This is a genomic window from Serratia sp. UGAL515B_01, from assembly GCF_033095805.1.
Classification (GTDB): Bacteria; Pseudomonadota; Gammaproteobacteria; order Enterobacterales; family Enterobacteriaceae; genus Chania.
In genome coordinates, this window is sequence record NZ_CP109901.1 from 2,836,724 (window position 1) to 2,856,963 (window position 20,240).

The following is a 20,240-nucleotide window of genomic DNA, read 5'->3' on the forward strand; positions in this document are numbered from 1 at the left end:
GAAACCGCAGTCCACATACGGCTCTGAAAGTTTAGCGTACTATTTATGATTGAAAACCTATTGATATCAGTATGATATTTAAAATTTATCACTGCGTGGTCAACTAAATAAATACCTTATCCCGGCAAAGCATTTTAATAGGGAATGTTAACGGCTATGCCTGTTAATGAAAATGGGGACAACACACATGAAAAAACGTCGTTTTCCAAAATCAAAAAAAACGTTAGCACTCTTCAAAAAAACCAAGTCCACCAGAAAAAACTTCAGAAAATCCAAAGTGTCCGTTTCATTAGCCTGGGCCAATATTGTCACACAGGCTCTGTTCCCGTTAGGGGTCGCATTTACGCCCGCTGTCATGGCCGAAACCACCGATAGAAAACGCACGGCCTCACGTGGAGAACAGGCAACGGCAACCGCCGCCTCTCGCCTAGCTAACGTACTCACCAGCAACGATGCCACACAATCAGCGGAAAACCTCGCCCGGGGGGTCGCGACCAGCAAGGGCAATGAAGCCGTGCAAGAATGGTTGAATCAATTCGGCAGTGCCAAAGTCCAGCTGGACCTCGACAATGACCTAGCGCTCAACGGCAGCCAGATAGATGCGCTTTTTGCCCTCGAAGATACCCCAAGCGCCCTGACCTTCAGCCAGTTGGGGCTTCGCAGCGATGCGGATGGCGACCTCACCCTGAACCTGGGGGTTGGGAAACGTCATTTCCTTGACACCCAGATGTTCGGCTATAACCTGTTTCTCGACCGCGATATTCAGGGGCAGCATTCCCGCGGGGGGTTAGGGGCCGAATATATGCGCGATAACCTGCGGCTCTCAACCAACACCTATTTGGCTCTGGATGGCTGGAAGGATTCTAAAAACCTCGCCGGATACAATGAAAAAGCCGCCAGCGGTTTTGACGTACGTGCCGAAGGTTACATTCCCGCACTGCCCCAATTGGGCGCAAAAGTGGCCTACGAACAGTATTTTGGTGAGAATGTCGGGCTGTTTGGCAAAGACAAACTCCAATCTAATCCGCATGCCATGAGTTTTGGCGTCAACTACACCCCCATCCCGTTGGTGACATTCGGCGTTGACCATAAACAAGGCACTCAAGGGATGCAGGACACCCAATTCAATCTTGCCTTTAATTATGCCTTCGGCACGGCATTCTCAAAACAGATTCAGGCCTCGAATGTGGCGGCCAAACGCAGCCTGGCAGGGAGCCGTTATGATCTGGTCGATCGTAATAACGAAATCGTGTTGCAGTATCAGGAACAAATCCAACTCAGCGTCTCATTGCCCCCCTCATTGCAGGGAAACGCCGGGCAGACCCTCTCGTTACAGGTTAAAACCACCAGTAAAAACGGAGTGACACGGTATGAATGGGATGACAGCCTGTTGGCCGCCGCCAAGGGCAAGGTTACGGGGAGCGGGAGTCACTGGCAGGTCACCCTGCCTGCTTACATTCCCGGCGGCAACAACAGTTACCCACTCAGCCTGGTGGTATACGATAAAGCCGGCAACAAATCTCAGGTGGCCCAGACGCAGATCTTGGTAACCGGCTATGGGATTGACGGCATGCAGGCCACGTTGCAGTCTAGCCAAACGACACTGCCCGCAGACAGCCAATCGAATACTACGATTGTCTTGACCCTGAGCGATCCGAATCAGCAGCCTGTCACAGGCATTGCAGGATCCATCCAGTTGGTGGGCGAGTTTGAGGCCCAACAATCGGTACCCGTCACACCCCGTGCCGCACGGATGAGTAAGCAGAGCAAGTCCAGTGGGAAGGTAACGGCGGTAACTACCCCTGCGACACAAGAATATACGCTGAGTCGCGTGACGGAATCCCCCGAGCAACCCGGTACTTACCTGGCCACATTGACGGCAGGCAACCTGATGGGCGTCGTCAATATGACGGCTATCGTAGAAGGAACGCCTCTCGCTAACACCAATGCCAAAGTGACCCTGGTTTCCAGCCTGCCTGAGGCGGCGATTGCCGACAACGCTCTTACCGCCAGTAATAGCGGCAGCACCGTGGCCGATGGCAAAACCAGCAACCCGGTCACCCTGCCGGTGGTCGATGCCAACGGCAACCCGCTACCGGACTTCGAGGTCACCTTTACCGTGACCCAGCCGGACGGCAGCGACAGCACCGTCACGGTGAAAACTGACCAGAACGGTATAGCCACCCTACCGGTCACCAGTGAACAGGCCGGCACCGTCACCGTTACCACCAACGTCGGTGGTAAAGACGTCAGCGTCGGCATTGACTTTACTGCCGACGGCAGCACCGCCACCGTGACCGACGCTGCGCTTAAAGCCGGCAACGCTGGCACTACCGTCGCCGACGGCAAGGCCACTAACCCGGTCACCCTGCCGGTGGTCGATGCCAACGGCAACCCGGTACCGGACTTCGAGGTCACCTTTACCGTGACCCAACCGGACGGCAGCGACAGCACCGTCACGGTGAAAACTGACCAGAACGGTATCGCCACCCTGCCGGTCACCAGTGAACAGGCCGGTACCGTCACCGTGACCACCAACGTCGGCGGCAAAGACGTCAGCGTCGGCATTGACTTTACTGCCGACGGCAGCACCGCCACCGTGACCGACAACAGCCTCACCGCCGGCAACACCGGCACTACCGTCGCCGATGGCAAGGCCACTAATCCGGTCACCCTGCCGGTGGTCGATGCCAACGGCAACCCGCTACCGGACTACGAGGTCACCTTTACCGTGACCCAACCGGACGGCAGCGACAGCACCGTCACGGTGAAAACCGACGCCAACGGTATCGCCACCCTACCGGTCACCAGTGAACAGGCCGGTACCGTCACCGTCACCACCAACGTCGGCGGTAAAGACGTCAGCGTCGGCATCGACTTTGTGGCCGACGACAGCACCGCCACCGTAGCCGACGATGCGCTTAAAGCCGGCAACGTCGGCACTACCGTCGCCGACGGCAAAGCCACTAACCCGGTCACCCTGCCGGTGGTCGATGCCAACGGCAACCCGGTACCGGACTTCGAGGTCACCTTTACCGTGACCCAGCCGGACGGCAGCGACAACACCGTCACGGTGAAAACCGACCAGAACGGCATTGCCACCCTGCCGGTCACCAGTGAACAGGCCGGCACCGTGACCGTGACCACCAACGTCGGTGGTAAAGACGTCAGCGTCGGCATTGACTTTGTGGCCGACGGCAGCACCGCCACTGTGGCCGACAACAGCCTCAAAGCCGGCAACGCCGGCAGCACCGTGGCCGACGGCAAGGCCACTAACCCGGTCACCCTGCCGGTGGTCGATGCCAACGGCAACCCGGTACCGGACTTTGGGGTCACCTTTACCGTGACCCAGCCGGACGGCAGCGAAACCAACGTCACGGTGAAAACCGACCAGAACGGCATTGCCACCCTGCCGGTCACCAGTGAACAGGCCGGTACCGTCACCGTCACCACCAACGTCGGCGGTAAAGACGTCAGCGTCGGCATTGACTTTACTGCCGACGGCAGCACCGCCACCGTGACCGACGGTACCCTCAAAGCCGGCAACGCTGGCACTACCGTCGCCGACGGCAAGGCCAGCAACCCGGTTACCCTGCCGGTGGTCGATGCCAACGGCAACCCGGTACCGGACTTCGAGGTCACCTTTACCGTGACCCAGCCGGACGGCAGCGACAGCACCGTCACGGTGAAAACCGACGCCAACGGGATGGCTACCCTGCCGGTCACCAGTGAACAGGCCGGCACCGTCACCGTGACCACCAACGTCGGCGGCAAAGACGTCAGCGTCGGCATCGACTTTATCGCCGACGACAGCACCGCCACCGTGACCGACGGTACCCTCAAAGCCGGCAACACCGGCAGCACCGTCGCCGACGGCAAGGCCAGCAACCCGGTCACCCTGCCGGTGGTCGATGCCAACGGCAACCCAGTACCGGATTTTGAGGTCACCTTTACCGTGACCCAGCCGGACGGCAGCGAAACCAACGTCACGGTGAAAACCGACCAGAACGGCATTGCCACCCTGCCGGTCACCAGTGAACAGGCCGGCACCGTCACCGTGACCACCAACGTCGGCGGTAAAGACGTCAGCGTCGGCATCGACTTTATCGCCGACGGCAGCACCGCCACCGTGACCGACAACAGCCTCACCGCAGGCAACACCGGCAGCACCGTCGCCGACGGCAAGGCCACTAACCCGGTCACCCTGCCGGTGGTCGATGCCAACGGCAACCCGGTACCGGACTTCGAGGTCACCTTTACCGTGACCCAGCCGGACGGCAGCGAAACCAATGTCACGGTGAAAACCGACCAGAACGGCATTGCCACCCTGCCGGTCACCAGTGAACAGGCCGGTACCGTCACCGTGACCACCAACGTCGGCGGCAAAGACGTCAGCGTCGGCATTGACTTTACTGCCGACGGCAGCACCGCCACCGTGACCGACGGTACCCTCAAAGCCGGCAACACCGGCAGCACCGTCGCCGACGGCCAGGCCAGCAACCCGGTTACCCTGCCGGTGTTCGATGCCAACGGCAACCCGGTACCGGATTTTGAGGTCACCTTTACCGTGACCCAGCCGGACGGCAGCGAAACCAACGTCACGGTGAAAACCGACACCAACGGGATCGCCACCCTGCCGGTCACCAGTGAACAGGCCGGTACCGTCACCGTGACCACCAACGTCGGCGGTAAAGACCTCAGCGTCGGCATCGACTTTATCGCCGACGGCAGCACCGCCACCGTGACCGACAACAGCCTCACCGCAGGCAACACCGGCAGCACCGTCGCCGACGGCAAGGCCACTAACCCGGTCACCCTGCCGGTGGTCGATGCCAACGGCAACCCGGTACCGGACTTTGAGGTCACCTTTACCGTGACCCAGCCGGACGGCAGCGAAACCAACGTCACGGTGAAAACCGACCAGAACGGCATTGCCACCCTGCCGATCACCAGTGAACAGGCCGGTACCGTCACCGTCACCACCAATGTCGGCGGTAAAGACGTCAGCGTCGGCATCGACTTTATCGCCGACGGCAGCACCGCCACCGTGACCGACAACAGCCTCACCGCAGGCAACACCGGCAGCACCGTCGCCGACGGCAAGGCCACTAACCCGGTCACCCTGCCGGTGGTGGATGCCAACGGCAACCCGGTGCCGGATTTTGAGGTCACCTTTACCGTGACCCAGCCGGACGGCAGCGAAACCAACGTCACGGTGAAAACCGACACCAACGGGATCGCCACCCTGCCGGTCACCAGTGAACAGGCCGGTACCGTCACCGTCACCACCAACGTCGGCGGTAAAGACCTCAGCGTCGGCATCGACTTTATCGCCGACGGCAGCACCGCCACCGTGACCGACAACAGCCTCACCGCAGGCAACACCGGCAGCACCGTCGCCGACGGCAAGGCCACTAACCCGGTCACCCTGCCGGTGGTCGATGCCAACGGCAACCCGGTACCGGACTTTGAGGTCACCTTTACCGTGACCCAGCCGGACGGCAGCGAAACCAACGTCACGGTGAAAACCGACCAGAACGGCATTGCCACCCTGCCGATCACCAGTGAACAGGCCGGTACCGTCACCGTCACCACCAATGTCGGCGGTAAAGACGTCAGCGTCGGCATCGACTTTATCGCCGACGGCAGCACCGCCACCGTGACCGACAACAGCCTCACCGCAGGCAACACCGGCAGCACCGTCGCCGACGGCAAGGCCACTAACCCGGTCACCCTGCCGGTGGTGGATGCCAACGGCAACCCGGTGCCGGATTTTGAGGTCACCTTTACCGTGACCCAGCCGGACGGCAGCGACAGCACCGTCACGGTGAAAACCGACGCCAACGGGATCGCCACTCTACCGGTCACCAGTGAACAGGCCGGCACCGTCACCGTGACCACCAACGTCGGTGGTAAAGACGTCAGCGTCGGCATTGACTTTACTGCCGACGGCAGCACCGCCACCGTGACCGACGCTGCGCTTAAAGCCGGCAACGCTGGCACTACCGTCGCCGACGGCAAGGCCACTAACCCGGTCACCCTGCCGGTGGTCGATGCCAACGGCAACCCGCTACCGGACTACGAGGTCACCTTTACCGTGACCCAACCGGACGGCAGCGACAGCACCGTCACGGTGAAAACCGACCAGAACGGTATCGCCACCCTGCCGGTCACCAGTGAACAGGCCGGCACCGTTACCGTTACCGCCAACGTCGGCGGTAAAGACGTCAGCGTCGGCATTGACTTTATCGCCGACGGCAGCACCGCCACCGTGACCGACAACAGCCTCACCGCCGGCAACACCGGCACTACCGTCGCCGATGGCAAGGCCACTAATCCGGTCACCCTGCCGGTGGTCGATGCCAACGGCAACCCGCTACCGGACTACGAGGTCACCTTTACCGTGACCCAACCGGACGGCAGCGACAGCACCGTCACGGTGAAAACCGACGCCAACGGTATCGCCACCCTGCCGGTCACCAGTGAACAGGCCGGTACCGTCACCGTCACCACCAACGTCGGCGGTAAAGACGTCAGCGTCGGCATCGACTTTATCGCCGACGGCAGCACCGCCACCGTAGCCGACGATGCGCTCAAAGCCGGCAACGCCGGCAGCACCGTCGCCGACGGCAAAGCCAGCAACCCGGTTACCCTGCCGGTGGTGGATGCCAACGGCAACCCGCTACCGGACTACGAGGTCACCTTTACCGTGACCCAGCCGGACGGCAGCGACAGCACCGTCACGGTGAAAACTGACCAGAACGGTATCGCCACCCTGCCGGTCACCAGTGAACAGGCCGGTACCGTCACCGTCACCACCAACGTCGGCGGCAAAGACCTCAGCGTCGGCATCGACTTTGTGGCCGACGGCAGCACCGCCACCGTAGCCGACGATGCGCTTAAAGCCGGCAACGTCGGCAGTACCGTCGCCGACGGCAAAGCCAGCAACCCGGTCACCCTGCCGGTGGTCGACGCCAACGGCAACCCGGTACCGGACTTCGAGGTCACCTTTACCGTGACCCAGCCGGACGGCAGCGACAGCACCGTCACGGTGAAAACTGACCAGAACGGTATCGCCACCCTGCCGGTCACCAGTGAACAGGCCGGTACCGTCACCGTGACCACCAACGTCGGTGGTAAAGACGTCAGCGTCGGCATTGACTTTACTGCCGACGGCAGCACCGCCACCGTGGCAGACGGTACCCTCAAAGCCGGCAACGCTGGCACTACCGTCGCCGATGGCCAGACCAGTAATACCGTTACCCTGCCGGTGGTCGATGCCAACGGCAACCCGGTACCGGATTTTGACGTTACCTTTACCGTCACAGACACCAAAGGGAATAAAATTACGTTTGTTGCGAAGACCGATGAGGAAGGGATCGCCACCCTGCCGGTCACCAGTGAACAGGCCGGCACCGTCACCGTGACCACCAACGTCGGCGGTAAAGACGTCAGCGTCGAACTTGACTTTATCGCTGACAGCAGCACCGCCACCATTGCCGACAACAGCCTGACCGCCACCAACAGCGGCAATACCCCAGCGGATGGCCAAACCAGCAATACCGTTACCCTGCCGGTGGTCGACGCCAACGGCAACCCGGTACCGGACTTCGAGGTCACCTTTAAAGTCATCGATGCCAACGGCACCACCACCGATGTGGTGGTCAAGACCGATGCCAACGGCATCGCCACCCTGCCGGCGGAAAATACCACCAGCAGCAAGGCCGGTAACGTCACCATCAGCACCCAGATCGATGGCAAAGACGCCAGCGTCACGCTCAGCTTTGTCGCCGACAGTAGCACCGCCACCATTGCCGACAACAGCCTGACCGCCACCAACAGCGGCAATACCCCAGCGGATGGCCAAACCCGCAATACCGTTACCCTGCCGGTGGTGGATGCCAACGGCAACCCGGTACCGGATTTTGAAGTCACCTTTAAAGTCATCGATGCCAACGGCACCACCACCGATGTGGTGGTCAAGACCGATGCCAACGGCATCGCCACCCTGCCGGCGGAAAATACCACCAGCAGCAAGGCCGGTAACGTCACCATCAGCACCCAGATCGATGGCAAAGACGCCAGCGTCACACTCAGCTTTGTCGCTGACAGCAGCACCGCCACCATTGCCGACAACAGCCTGACCGCCACCAACAGCGGCAGTACCCCAGCGGATGGCCAAACCCGCAATACCGTTACCCTGCCGGTGGTCGACGCCAACGGCAACCCGGTACCGGACTTCGAGGTCACCTTTAAAGTCATCGATGCCAACGGCACCACCACCGATGTGGTGGTCAAGACCGATGCCAACGGCATCGCCACCCTGCCGGCGGAAAATACCACCAGCAGCAAGGCCGGTAACGTCACCATCAGCACCCAGATCGATGGCAAAGACGCCAGCGTCACGCTCAGCTTTGTCGCCGACAGTAGCACCGCCACCATTGCCGACAACAGCCTGACCGCCACCAACAGCGGCAGTACCCCAGCGGATGGCCAAACCAGCAATACCGTTACCCTGCCGGTGGTCGACGCCAACGGCAACCCGGTACCGGACTTCGAGGTCACCTTTAAAGTCATCGATGCCAACGGCACCACCACCGATGTGGTGGTCAAGACCGATGCCAACGGCATCGCCACCCTGCCGGCGGAAAATACCACCAGCAGCAAGGCCGGTAACGTCACCATCAGCACCCAGATCGATGGCAAAGACGCCAGCGTCACACTCAGCTTTGTCGCCGACAGCAGCACCACCACCATTGCCGACAACAGCCTGACCGCCACCAACAGCGGCAGTACCCCAGCGGATGGACAAACCAGCAATACCGTTACCCTGCCGGTGGTCGACGCCAACGGCAACCCGGTACCGGACTTCGAGGTCACCTTTAAAGTCATCGATGCCAACGGCACCACCACCGATGTGGTGGTCAAGACCGATGCCAACGGCATCGCCACCCTGCCGGCGGAAAATACCACCAGCAGCAAGGCCGGTAACGTCACCATCAGCACCCAGATCGATGGCAAAGACGCCAGCGTCACGCTCAACTTTGTCGCTGACAGCAGCACCGCCACCATTGCCGACAACAGCCTCACCGCCGCCAACAGCGGCAATACCCCGGCCGACGGCGAAACCAGCAATACCGTTACCCTGCCGGTGGTGGATGCCAACGGCAACCCGGTACCGGACTTCGAAGTCACCTTTAAAGTCACCGATGCCAACGGCACCACCACCGATGTGGTGGTCAAGACCGATGCCAACGGCATCGCCACCCTGCCGGCGGAAAATACCACCAGCAGCAAGGCCGGTAACGTCACCATCAGCACCCAGATCGACGGCAAAGACGCCAGCGTCACGCTCAACTTTGTCGCCGACAGCAGCACCGCCACCATTGCCGACAACAGCCTCACCGCCGCCAACAACGGCAATACCCCGGCAGATGGCCAAACCAGCAATACCGTTACCTTGCCGGTGGTCGACGCCAACGGCAACCCGGTACCGGATTTTGAAGTCACCTTTAAAGTCACCGATGCCAACGGCACCACCACCGATGTGGTGGTCAAGACCGATGACAACGGCATCGCCACCCTGCCGGCGGAAAATACCACCAGCAGCAAAGCGGGGACGATCACCATTACCACTGAAGTGGGCAGCAAAGATGCCAGCGTAGAACTGACCTTTGTGGGAGATGCCAACACGGCGATATTGGGTGCCGGCAATAACGCCAGTGCATTGCAACTGACACTGGATAACAGCATCGTTGGCGACAACAACATCGCCCAAGTGACGCTGCTCGATGAAAATAATAATGCTGTTCCGAATGTTACTGTGACCTTTAGCAGTGATACGGATAACACCATTAGTGGGCAAGTGACCACTAATGAGTACGGCGTAGCGCAATTAGATTTTACCAGCCTGATCGCCGGTAAGCAGAATATTACCGCCTCAATAACCGTTAACGGTAAAACCAGCACAGTCACTGCTATGAGTACATTTGCTGCTGCACCGTTAAACCTTGCTCTAGTGACTCCACAATGGTCGACTTCAACCAGCGGATATGCCTCTAACATGGCAAAAGTGGGAGATAAAATCACCTTAACATTATCGGGTATTACCAATACGATCAAAGACAAGAACGAACTTGCTCAGAATAGAGTCGTTACTTTTGAAGTGATCAAAACACAGAACCGACAAGGGAATACGTTTAGTAATGATGGTGGAATATTACTCAACGATACCGAGATCTCCACCTTCCAGGGCAAAACAAATGAGCAAGGCGATCTCACCCTAACCATTACCTCACCTGATGGCCAAGGGGTCGATACCTATATCAGAGTCGTACCTGATGTAGGAGCACCAAGAGACATGGGCTTTGTGCGTTTTACCACGGTAAAAAGTCCCGATACCCCTCTGGCAAATATGTGGGGCCATATGCCAAATACGCTAACAGCATCTGGTAGCATCTTCCAACGTCCATATCTTGCAGCAGAGAAACCTGATGCCTTCTCTACTTTAACCGTTGATAACGAAACCTGGGGAATGTTTACTCATAGTCAAGCTAGCAATATGTGTACCCTGCCAACCAGCAATCAATTAATAAATTTATATAACGCTTACCCCTCAGGCAAACTGAACTCTGTTAATGGATGGCTAATTAATAATCAAGTTTATCGTTCATCGGTAAAATCCCCATCGGGCCAGTACTATTACGTATACATGGATAGAGGTACTGCGAGCTATAACTCTACGGGTAATGAGAAGGGCTACAATGTTAGCTGTTTACTCAGTCCCCCTCTTAAAGCCGACATAGCTAGCGCGACAATTGAGAGTGGTGCTTTGAGTATCATTACTGATAACCAGCTCGCCAATGGTTTTACACCTAACCAGGTAGAAGTTTTTGTTACCGATAAAAACGGCGTAGTCGTCCCTAATGAAACTGTTAGGTTCACATCTAACGATGGCGCTATTTTTGCCAATAATGGAGAAGCCACCACAGATAGCGAAGGGAAGGCTCGTATCACCCTTACGAATACTAAAGCGGGTAACGCCAACGTTACGGCAACTATCAATGGAAACTCTCAAACAGTAACCACTACCTTCAAGGCAGATATTTCCACCGTGAAGATGAACGGTGCTCTGGTACTTAAGAGCCAAGATAATCAGGTCGCGAATAACGTCGCTGAACACGAAGTGGTGTTAACACTGCTAGATGAGAATAATAATCCGTTGCCAAGCCAGACGGTCACCTTTACCGTCAAGGGTGACACCTCCGGTGTCGAGCTTTCGACACAAAGCCTCGGGGAGACAGACGTAGAAGGCAAGGTAACCGCAAGCTTTAAGAGTACAAAGGCAGAGACCTTTACTGTCACCGCGGTGTTGACTAATAACAGCAGCAGACAGGCCACCACCAAAGCGACCTTTATTGGCGATGCAAGCACCGCGAAAATCATCGCCACTGGATTGACCTCGCTGACGAACAATCAGGTGGCCAATAACACCGCCAAAAACAAGGTACAGGCCAAAATCCTTGACGCAAATAATAATCCCGTGTCGGGAGTTGAAGTCACCTTTACCACACCGGAAGCAACGCTTGCAGGCACCGTCAATAACAAGAAGGTCGCCACTGGTATCGACGGCGTGGCACAACTGGAATTTGCCAATACCAAGGCAGGTGTATTTAGAATTACTGCGACGGTAACGTCGCCAACAGCGGGCACCACCTCGGATTATGAAGATGTGACCTTCGCACCTTATGTATTAACCACGACGCCAAATGCTTATGGAAGTGGCAATATCCCTGCGGGCTATGACGAGGTTTATTATTCAACAGCAAATGCTAACTGGTTCAAGGATCTTACATTGCCAAACAATGGAGTGGCCGGTAATAAAATCACTGTCACATCTAAGGCAACGTATGATTCCATTCTGAGTAAAACGAATACTGATATGGCAACGGACTTAACCATAAAGACCAATACCACTTATGTATTCATCTATGATGGTACCGTCTGGAAAAAACAATAGGGGGGTAATTTTCTACGATGATGATGCATGGATACCCATAACGGCACGGCCGCTGCATTGATGAAGATAACGGGTTCTGCTTCATGTAGTATCGGTTCGCCGTTTGGGTTCATGCGCCGAAGCTACGGCCCAAGGTAGGCGGCACTGCGTAGTGTCGCCTACTTATCGGTTATTTCAGTATTTATTTGAATTAGCAGCACATACAGAAACGGTGTCATGTCCTCTGGTGTAAGAAATGCCTTGAAAAAACCAAGTCTTTCCCCTATGTAATCATTGCCGTCTGCCATTTTGGTAGCTTTAGTTAAGGAGAATAACTATGTTAGAAAACTATTTTGGTTCTGCCCCCAACACGACAGAAGAGCAAAAACGCAGGTTGCTGGCTGTGCAAGCAGCACTAGAGCTATTGAAAGCCACGTTGTCTGATACCAACGATGGCAACGGTGTAGAATACCAACTGAAAACAGCGGAAAAGTACGTCTCCTCCCTTGCCGATGCCATTCAAACTGCGGTAGAGAAAGAGAGAAAAAAGTAGATTAGGCAACTTGCGCAATGTTGCAACCCAATGTTGCGTAAGTATTTCCTCTCGCACTTACCCTCTTATCGATCTGCCCACGTACGCCAAGTACACCACGGCGCACTATCCTGATTAATCCAGTATCTGCTGTGCCAATGGCCCCCACATACCGGAGATCGTTCACCGCTTCTAGTCACGTCAATGCATACTGGAAAAACGATAAAACCGGTGGAAAACATTTTTTCAAAGAACAACGTTATCCTTCCGTAAGTCTTTACGTTTTTCGTTGCGCACCACGTTTACCCACCAGATACCCAAACATACCAGTGCCAAGGCCATCGCATAACGCCATTCAGCAATGCTTTCCTGTAAAAAAATAGCCGAGAGTACCGCGCCTGAAACCGGGACCAAGAAGTTAAAAGGGGCAACCATTCCTACCCGATTATATTTCAGCAATAGACTCCAGAGTGCGAAAGCCACCGATGACAACAATGCTAAATAACCCATATTCGCGATCGATTGCCAGCCATGAAAAACCAGCGTTCCTCCTGACCAATAGCCCCCTAATGTAAGCACCACACCTCCTAATGCCAATTGCCAGCCGGTCATGATCGTTGGATCGATTGTTTGCGAAATACGTTTGCCATATAAGGACGAAGCAGAAAGGATAAACGCGGCCAACACCACGAAACCATCCCCTAACCAGCTGAAACCAAAGTCCATCGATTGACTGTTAAAGTTCACCACCATCACCCCGATGAAACCCAGTACACAACCGACGATCTTATTGATACTCAAACGGTCATTTTTATAAATAAAATGCGCCAAAAGCACGCTGAAAAAAGTACCGGTTGCATTCATGATCGCCCCTTTTACCCCGGTAGTGAAGGCCAGACCGATATAAAAGAAGGTGTATTGCAACGCCGTTTGGGTTATCCCCAGAACAATAAGCTGCAAATATTGGTGCCGTGACAACCTTGCTATAGACTTACCCTGCCAAAAGGCAAACAGCAGCAGAAATCCCCCAGCTATAACAAAGCGATAACCGGCAAAAATAATCTTATCCGGAAGATTGTCTGTAGAGATCTGAAAGATTTCATAGCCGTTTTTAATTGCCGGATACGCACTACCCCACAGCAAACAACAGAACGTAGCACACACCCACACGAATTTTCTCTGAGAGAAAAGAGACTCGTCAGTTTTCACACCTGTTCCTCTAAAAACGAACTGCCGTTTCAAAAAACTATTATCTGGTAAAACAAAAAAATTGCTACCGTTAAAAGAACCAGGTAGTTTTTCAAACACAGTGTCGTACTATGGTATGAGAGCTAATAACACCAATAGACCAAGGAAAACCCTACGTGTCGTGTGCAACCTTTGCTCGTTTAACCGCCCTTCTAGATGAAAAACAAGCACGCTATCGGGTAGTTGAGCACTCCAAGGCAGGAAAATCTCAAGACGTTGCCACAATACGCGGCACCCAGTTAGGGCAAGGTGCAAAAGCGTTAGTGTGTCATGTTAAAGGCAATGCCATTAAGCAGTATGTTCTCGCCGTATTGCCCGCAGATCAGCAGGCCGATCTCGCGATACTCGCCAACAGCATCGGTGGGACTCGTGCTTCGCTGGCAAGCCCTGTCGAAGTTACTACTCTCACCGATTGCGTATTTGGCGCTATTCCACCGTTCAGCTTCCACCCGGACTTACTGTTGGTTGCCGACCCGTTGCTGTTTCAACGCTATGATGAATTGGCATTTAACGCAGGTATGCTAGAGCGGTCAGTAATTCTGAATGCCCATGATTATCAGCGAATTGCCCGACCTCAATTGATAAAATTTATTCGCCTGACTTAATACTAAATAGGTGTTCTTAATACCGCGACACATCATGCTTCTGGCAGGTCGGAATGATGAGGAACGCCGACACGCCGTGCCCCCTCCCTGGGGGCTGGTATCGCGCATCCCTGCGCTCAACGGTCGCTTTTAGAACCGCATTGGACGTTGCTCGATGCAGCTATTGGCTTGAAAGCCCCTAGAAGAGTTCGCAGTTACTACCTGCCAGCATTTTGAAAGGATTTGGATAGAAAAATGCATATGTAATATTTTGTTACATGATATTGGGTTTTATTTGACGAATAAAAGACGGCCTTAAACGCTGGCTGCTATATTTTTAATGTATTACCAAACGAATGTGTTTTTATAATAAAACGTGTTTGAGGTATTTATGAAAAAAATAACATGTCTTTCAGCAGTAGCAGGTTGCGTATTAGCAGTGTGCGCGGGTACAGCATTTGCCGGTGATAACACAATATCTGCCGGTTATGCTATGGGTGATTTTCAAGGCGTTGTAAACAAAGCCGATGGTTTCAACCTGAAGTACCGTTACGAATTCGACAATAGTCAACTGGGTGTGATCGGTTCTTACACCTATCTAAAACAAAGTGACTCTGGTAACGAATTATACGACAAAGCGCAGTATAACGGCGTTACAGCTGGCCCAACTTACCGCATCAACGACTGGGCAAGTGTCTATGGCGTGATCGGTGTCGGCTATGGCAGATTCACTGGTTCTCAAAAAAATATTTATAGCGACCATACCGACACCGGCTATGGCTTTGTGTATGGTACAGGCCTGCAGTTCAACCCGATCCAACAGGTAGCACTGGACGTAGGCTATGAAAAAAGCCGAATCCGCGACGTTACCATTGGCATCTGGAACGTGGGTGTAGGTTACCGCTTCTAAGATTTCGCCATACTTCGCTTATGAGTTGGTGGCTTTTGTTACCATACTCAAAAAATCCGCCTTCATCAGGGCGGATTTTTTTGCGGCAAAATAGCCGCTGCGTGCCAGTGGGGAAAACAGCCTCCCCCTTTTACTCTCAGATATCGGTAACCAGCCACTGATCGGCTTCTTCGAACATTTCCTCAAGCATTCGGTTTAACTTCTCTTTATCACTTTTACTGGCATCGGTATTAATGTTATTAGCTTGCATCGGTTTTACACGAACATCCGCGTCAGGAAAAATGCGATGTACGCGTTTTGTCAGTTCCGCTTTGATGATCTCCGCGGCATCGGGTATCCCTGCCACATTGCGTTTGTCAAATACCAACTCTACAAACATGTTTCCCCTCACGCTTTAACTGTTTATACGTACAGTATAAAGCAAAGAAAAAAGCTTCTGCAAAACTATTTTTTAACCATTTGTTTTAAAATGATTTAATCTTTTTATCAAATTACGCTGGGGACTCATCTGTGATACCACTCGATGGGATCAGTGACAGCGGGCAGCAACAGCAGAGTGCTAACAAGCTCAATCTCGTTTGGCAATCTCAGCAAAGCTCGCGGATAGCAAACGACATAAATCGCCAGGAGTGAGTTCGATATCCAAGCCACGTTTGCCACCGGAAACATAAATGGCGGCGAATTGCTGTGCAGGAGCATCAATCACGGTTGGCAAACGCTTCTTTTGCCCTAGTGGGCTAATGCCTCCTACCAGATACCCGGTAACTCGTTGAGCTATCATGGGATCGGCCATTTCAGCCTTTTTAGCACCGAGTGCTTTAGCGACTTTCTTCAAATCCAACTGCGTAGCCACCGGGGTTACCGCTACCGCCAGATTTTTCACATCACCATTGAGAGAAACCAGAAGCGTTTTATAGACTTGGTCAGCATTAAGCCCAAGTTTTTTCACCGCTTCATCGCCGAAATGGGTTTCGTCACTGTCATGATGATAGGGATGTAAAGTGAATGCCACGTTGTGCTTTTCAAGTAGGAGAACTGCGGGCGTCATAAAGCTGTTTTCCAATCAGGTAGAAAATTGTCATTGGAGGCAACAAAACTACAAAAATGTAAACGAATTAGCAACCTGTATCAGGCTGTTTTCCTTAATGAGACGCGAGTGCCGCTGGCGGTCATTTGAGCATAAGCGGTGCACTCAAATAACCCCAGTCGCAGGGCACACGCCTGGCCACTTCTTTACTGTTGCGCCTGTAACAGGTCGGGTAGATTGCCTTCTCCATACAGGTGCAATGCGCCAACAGCAACCACATAATTACCCGGCGGTAACGACGCCAGTTTTTGCTGCCAGTGACGATTACGGCGGTGCATCAATAAATCATAAAGTTCGGCGCTAAAAGTATTAGGCAGTGTCTCCAACGCCGAATTCGGCTTGGCGTGTAACCACCAGCTCACCATGGTTTGTAGCAGGCGAGCATTAGTGTTCCAGTGCTCAAGCGTGTCATGCAGCAGGGCTATGCCACCTTCAGGTAGTTGTTCCAACATATCCAACTGCTCAGCTGCACCTTCCAGCTCAATCACTGGCATATTCAATGCCCTAGCCGTTTGCAACAACTGGTAATCAATGCCGTACTCTGCTCGCAATCCAAGTCGTTGTGCCTGCTGGGCTTGCATCATCAGAGCGACTTGCCAGCCGGGTAAAATAGAAAATATCTCTATATCTGTCCTCAGTTCTTCGCATAACTCTTGTAAACGTTGGAATTCCTGTTGCGAAAGGCGTTGTTCTAGAGCAAGTTGGACGTCATTTTGGCCAAATGGCGAAGAGGAAGTTGTGATATCGGCTTCGACTATCAGTGCGTCAGCTTGGCGCAAGCGTGCTATCAATCGCTCAGGGAGCGGAGCCATATCGCTAGTTCCCATATGAATACTGCCGACCAAATGAAGCTGCCGTTCCCCTGGTAGAGAAATATCCAGCGCCGGATAGGCGTAACTCATCGGGGAAATAATGCCGAGAAATGCGGCAAGACGGCGTAACAATCGACCCATACAACGTAGCTCCAAATTATTCTCGACAGCGTGCGGATCGCGCTCTGCCATGGACGGCGTTCTGACCATGCTAAACGCTAACTGCAGCACAGGGAAGCACCCAACGGCTCAGAATGAGCTTAAAGTAAACCGGAGCTTGACGCTTTTTCGAACATCGCAGCAATTAAGGAACATAACCCAGTAACCGATTAGCATTGCTGACCACCGTAATGGATGAAAGCGCCATCGCCGCGCCTGCAACGACCGGGCTGAGTAATGAACCGGTCAGCGGGTACAACACGCCAGCGGCAATGGGAATACCAAGCGCATTGTAGATAAAAGCGCCCAATAGGTTCTGCTTCATATTACGCAGGGTTGCCTTCGATATGGCCAGCGCATCCGCCACTCCGTTTAGGCTGTGGCGCATCAGTGTAATAGGGGCTGTTTCAATCGCGATGTCACTCCCACTCCCCATGGCGATACCCACATCAGCCTGTGCTAACGCCGGAGCATCGTTGATACCATCACCGATCATTGCCACGCGGTGACCTTGTGTCTGCAACTGCTTGATAGCTTGTGCTTTACCCTCTGGCAAGACGCCCGCGATAACACGATCAATACCAGCTTCTTTAGCAATCGCATTGGCTGTCACCGGATTATCACCCGTTAACATCACCAACTGGTAACCTTGCCGACGCAGACGCCGTAATGCGTTTACACTGTCAGTACGCAGAGGATCGCGAACGGCTATCAACGCAGCGGGTTTTCCATTGGCAGCCAGAAGCACCGGCGTAATACCCCGCTCAGCCTGCTGCTGTATCTGCTTTTCAAATGCCAAAGTCGCTATCTGGTTTTCTTGCATTAACCTGATATTCCCCAGCAACAGACGCACACCTTCAACTTCCCCGCTGACGCCACTACCGCGCAGCGTGCGAAACTGTTCTACCTGTGGCAACACCTGGCCTTCGACATGATCGACGATGGCCCTCGCTAAGGGATGATTCGCACCTTGCTCCAACGCTGCAGCCCAACGCAGTGCCTGATGTTCATCTACTTCGTTGAAGGTAACGACTTCCACCACCTTCGGTTGGCCTTCGGTCAGCGTACCGGTCTTATCGAACACCAGAGTGTCGAGATTACTGGCCTGTTGCAGCGCATCAGCGTCACGTACCAACACACCTAGCTCTGCAGCACGGCCAACGCCAGAAATTATCGACATAGGGGTTGCTAATCCCAAGGCACAAGGGCAAGCAATAATCAGCACCGTTGTGGCAATCACCAACGTATAAACCAACTGTGGTTGCGGGCCAAAAAAGTACCAGGTAGCCGCACTGAATAAAGCAATAGCAACAACAACGGGGACAAACACCGCGGAGATGTTATCTGCCAACTGACCAATAACCGGTTTACTGCTTTGTGCCTGACGTACCAGTTTAATAATGCGTGCCAGTGTAGTTTTAGTGCCTACCGCAGCCGCGCGGAACAGGACTGTACCGTCTTCCACCACCGTACCCGCGTGGATCGTATTCCCTAGGCTTTTCTGTTGTGGTACGGCTTCGCCGGTCAACATGGCTTCATCGATCCAGACCTCGCCCTGAACGATTACTCCGTCAACAGGAATACGATCGCCAGTGGTTAGGCGCAGTATCATACCCAGCCGCACTTCTGCCAGCGGAATACTCTTCTCGCCTTGATCAGTGACTAATCTGGCAGTTGGCGGCGTAAGATCCAATAACCTCTCCAGCGCCTGAGAAGAGCGCTGGCGCGCACGCTGTTCCATAGCATGACCAAGATTAATCAGGCCGATGATCATCGCGCTAGCTTCGTAATAGAGATGCCGCGCTTCCATCGGAAAGGTATTGGGCCAGATATTTACGCTTATGGAATATAGCCAAGCGGCTCCGGTGCCTAAAGCAACCAAGGTGTCCATAGTGGCACTGCCGTTCATCAGTGCGCGCCAAGCGTTACGGTAAAAGTGCCCCCCAGCCACTACCATGACTGCCAGAGTCAGAATGCCAACCATTAGCCAAGAGTGTTGGTTTTCTGGCGTCAACGTCATACTGCCACCGAACACCCCCCATGCCATCAGTGGAATACCGAGAGCCAGGCCTAATGCAGACTGCCAACGGAAGCGTTTCATAGCAGCTTGAGCTGTCTGCTGCTGCCGTTCACGGCGTTCTGTCTCATCCTGGATGATTTCAGCACCATAACCGGCTTTTTCTACTGCCGCTACCAGCGCTTGTGGTGCCACATTTCCGGTAACCAGCGCACTGCGTTGCGCCAGATTCACCTGCACAATCTCAACGCCAGAGACGCTTTGTATCGCTGCCTGGACCTTACTGACACAACTGGCACAGGTCATGCCACTCAGTAATAACTGTATACTGGCGTCATCAGAATCGGTAGCCGGAAGAGAAGAGTAAGCCGCTGCCTGAGATTCCGGCAACGCTGGGGCAGATTCAATCAGCGGCTCATTTTTTGGGTGGTGGTCTGTTGCAGCTTGGCTAGCGTGAAAACCCGCGTTTTCCACAGCAGCAATCAACTGTTCGGATACCGCTTCACCATAAATTTTTGCACCGTCGAGCGTAACCTCCGCGGCGATCACGCCCGGTACGGCCTCCAGTGCCTTGCGAGCAGTCCCCACACAATGCATACAGGAAAGGCCTGAAAGTTGTAACTCTGTGTCTGCCTGTGTTGCAACTTCGGCTTGATAACCCGCGGCAATAACACTATCAATCAGTTCAGGGACTGGGGCCTCTCCGGTAATTTTTGCATAGCGGGTGTTGACGTCTGCCTGTTCAACATCATCGCGGCTCTCAAGTGCTTTTTTCACCCGCTGTGCGCAGTTCATACAGGAAAGCCCCTGTAGTACAAGCACGGTAGTTTGTGACATGGTTATTCCCTCGCAAAAATGGCAGTTGTTTAAGGCTTGACCAACTTGGTTATTTT

9 protein-coding genes are annotated in these 20,240 nt (G+C 54.2%); 4 read left to right on the plus strand and 5 right to left on the minus strand.

The window, feature by feature from the left end; translation table 11 throughout:
- The first annotated feature begins 187 nt into the window (after nucleotides 1-187).
- A complete protein-coding gene (locus OK023_RS12780) occupies nucleotides 188-12,019 on the plus strand; it encodes an Ig-like domain-containing protein (RefSeq protein WP_317693097.1) in 11,832 nt (3,943 codons plus the stop codon).
- Nucleotides 12,020-12,335: 316 nt separating this feature from the next.
- On the plus strand, nucleotides 12,336-12,551 hold the full coding sequence (locus OK023_RS12785) for a hypothetical protein (RefSeq protein ID WP_317693098.1): 216 nt from the start codon (nucleotides 12,336-12,338) through the stop codon (nucleotides 12,549-12,551).
- A gap of 225 nt (nucleotides 12,552-12,776) precedes the next feature.
- On the opposite strand, the gene OK023_RS12790 is transcribed toward OK023_RS12785, so the two are convergent.
- The gene (locus OK023_RS12790) at nucleotides 12,777-13,739 is read right to left on the minus strand and encodes a DMT family transporter (protein ID WP_317693099.1); all 963 of its coding nucleotides are present in this window, start codon (nucleotides 13,737-13,739) and stop codon (nucleotides 12,777-12,779) included.
- A gap of 155 nt (nucleotides 13,740-13,894) precedes the next feature.
- On the opposite strand from OK023_RS12790, the gene OK023_RS12795 reads away from it, so the two are divergent.
- Both OK023_RS12795 and ompX read left to right on the plus strand, forming a co-directional pair.
- On the plus strand, nucleotides 13,895-14,383 hold the full coding sequence (locus OK023_RS12795; RefSeq protein WP_317693100.1) for a YbaK/prolyl-tRNA synthetase associated domain-containing protein: 489 nt from the start codon (nucleotides 13,895-13,897) through the stop codon (nucleotides 14,381-14,383).
- 370 nt (nucleotides 14,384-14,753) lie between these two features.
- A complete protein-coding gene (ompX, locus tag OK023_RS12800) occupies nucleotides 14,754-15,272 on the plus strand; it encodes an outer membrane protein OmpX (RefSeq protein ID WP_317693101.1) in 519 nt (172 codons plus the stop codon).
- A gap of 136 nt (nucleotides 15,273-15,408) precedes the next feature.
- On the opposite strand, the gene OK023_RS12805 is transcribed toward ompX, so the two are convergent.
- The 4 genes from OK023_RS12805 to copA all read right to left on the minus strand — a co-directional run bounded on the left by OK023_RS12805 (nucleotide 15,409) and on the right by copA (nucleotide 20,184).
- Nucleotides 15,409-15,651: a DinI family protein gene (locus OK023_RS12805; protein ID WP_317693103.1), complete on the minus strand. Its 243-nt coding sequence runs from the start codon at nucleotides 15,649-15,651 to the stop codon at nucleotides 15,409-15,411.
- Between the two features lie 189 nt (nucleotides 15,652-15,840).
- A complete protein-coding gene (gene ybaK, locus OK023_RS12810) occupies nucleotides 15,841-16,320 on the minus strand; it encodes a Cys-tRNA(Pro)/Cys-tRNA(Cys) deacylase YbaK (RefSeq protein ID WP_317693105.1) in 480 nt (159 codons plus the stop codon).
- A gap of 185 nt (nucleotides 16,321-16,505) precedes the next feature.
- On the minus strand, nucleotides 16,506-17,312 hold the full coding sequence (locus tag OK023_RS12815) for a TraB/GumN family protein (protein ID WP_317697690.1): 807 nt from the start codon (nucleotides 17,310-17,312) through the stop codon (nucleotides 16,506-16,508).
- Nucleotides 17,313-17,475: 163 nt separating this feature from the next.
- Nucleotides 17,476-20,184, minus strand: coding sequence for a copper-exporting P-type ATPase CopA (gene copA, locus OK023_RS12820; RefSeq protein WP_317693106.1), 2,709 nt, complete (start codon nucleotides 20,182-20,184; stop codon nucleotides 17,476-17,478).
- Nucleotides 20,185-20,240: the final 56 nt, after the last annotated feature.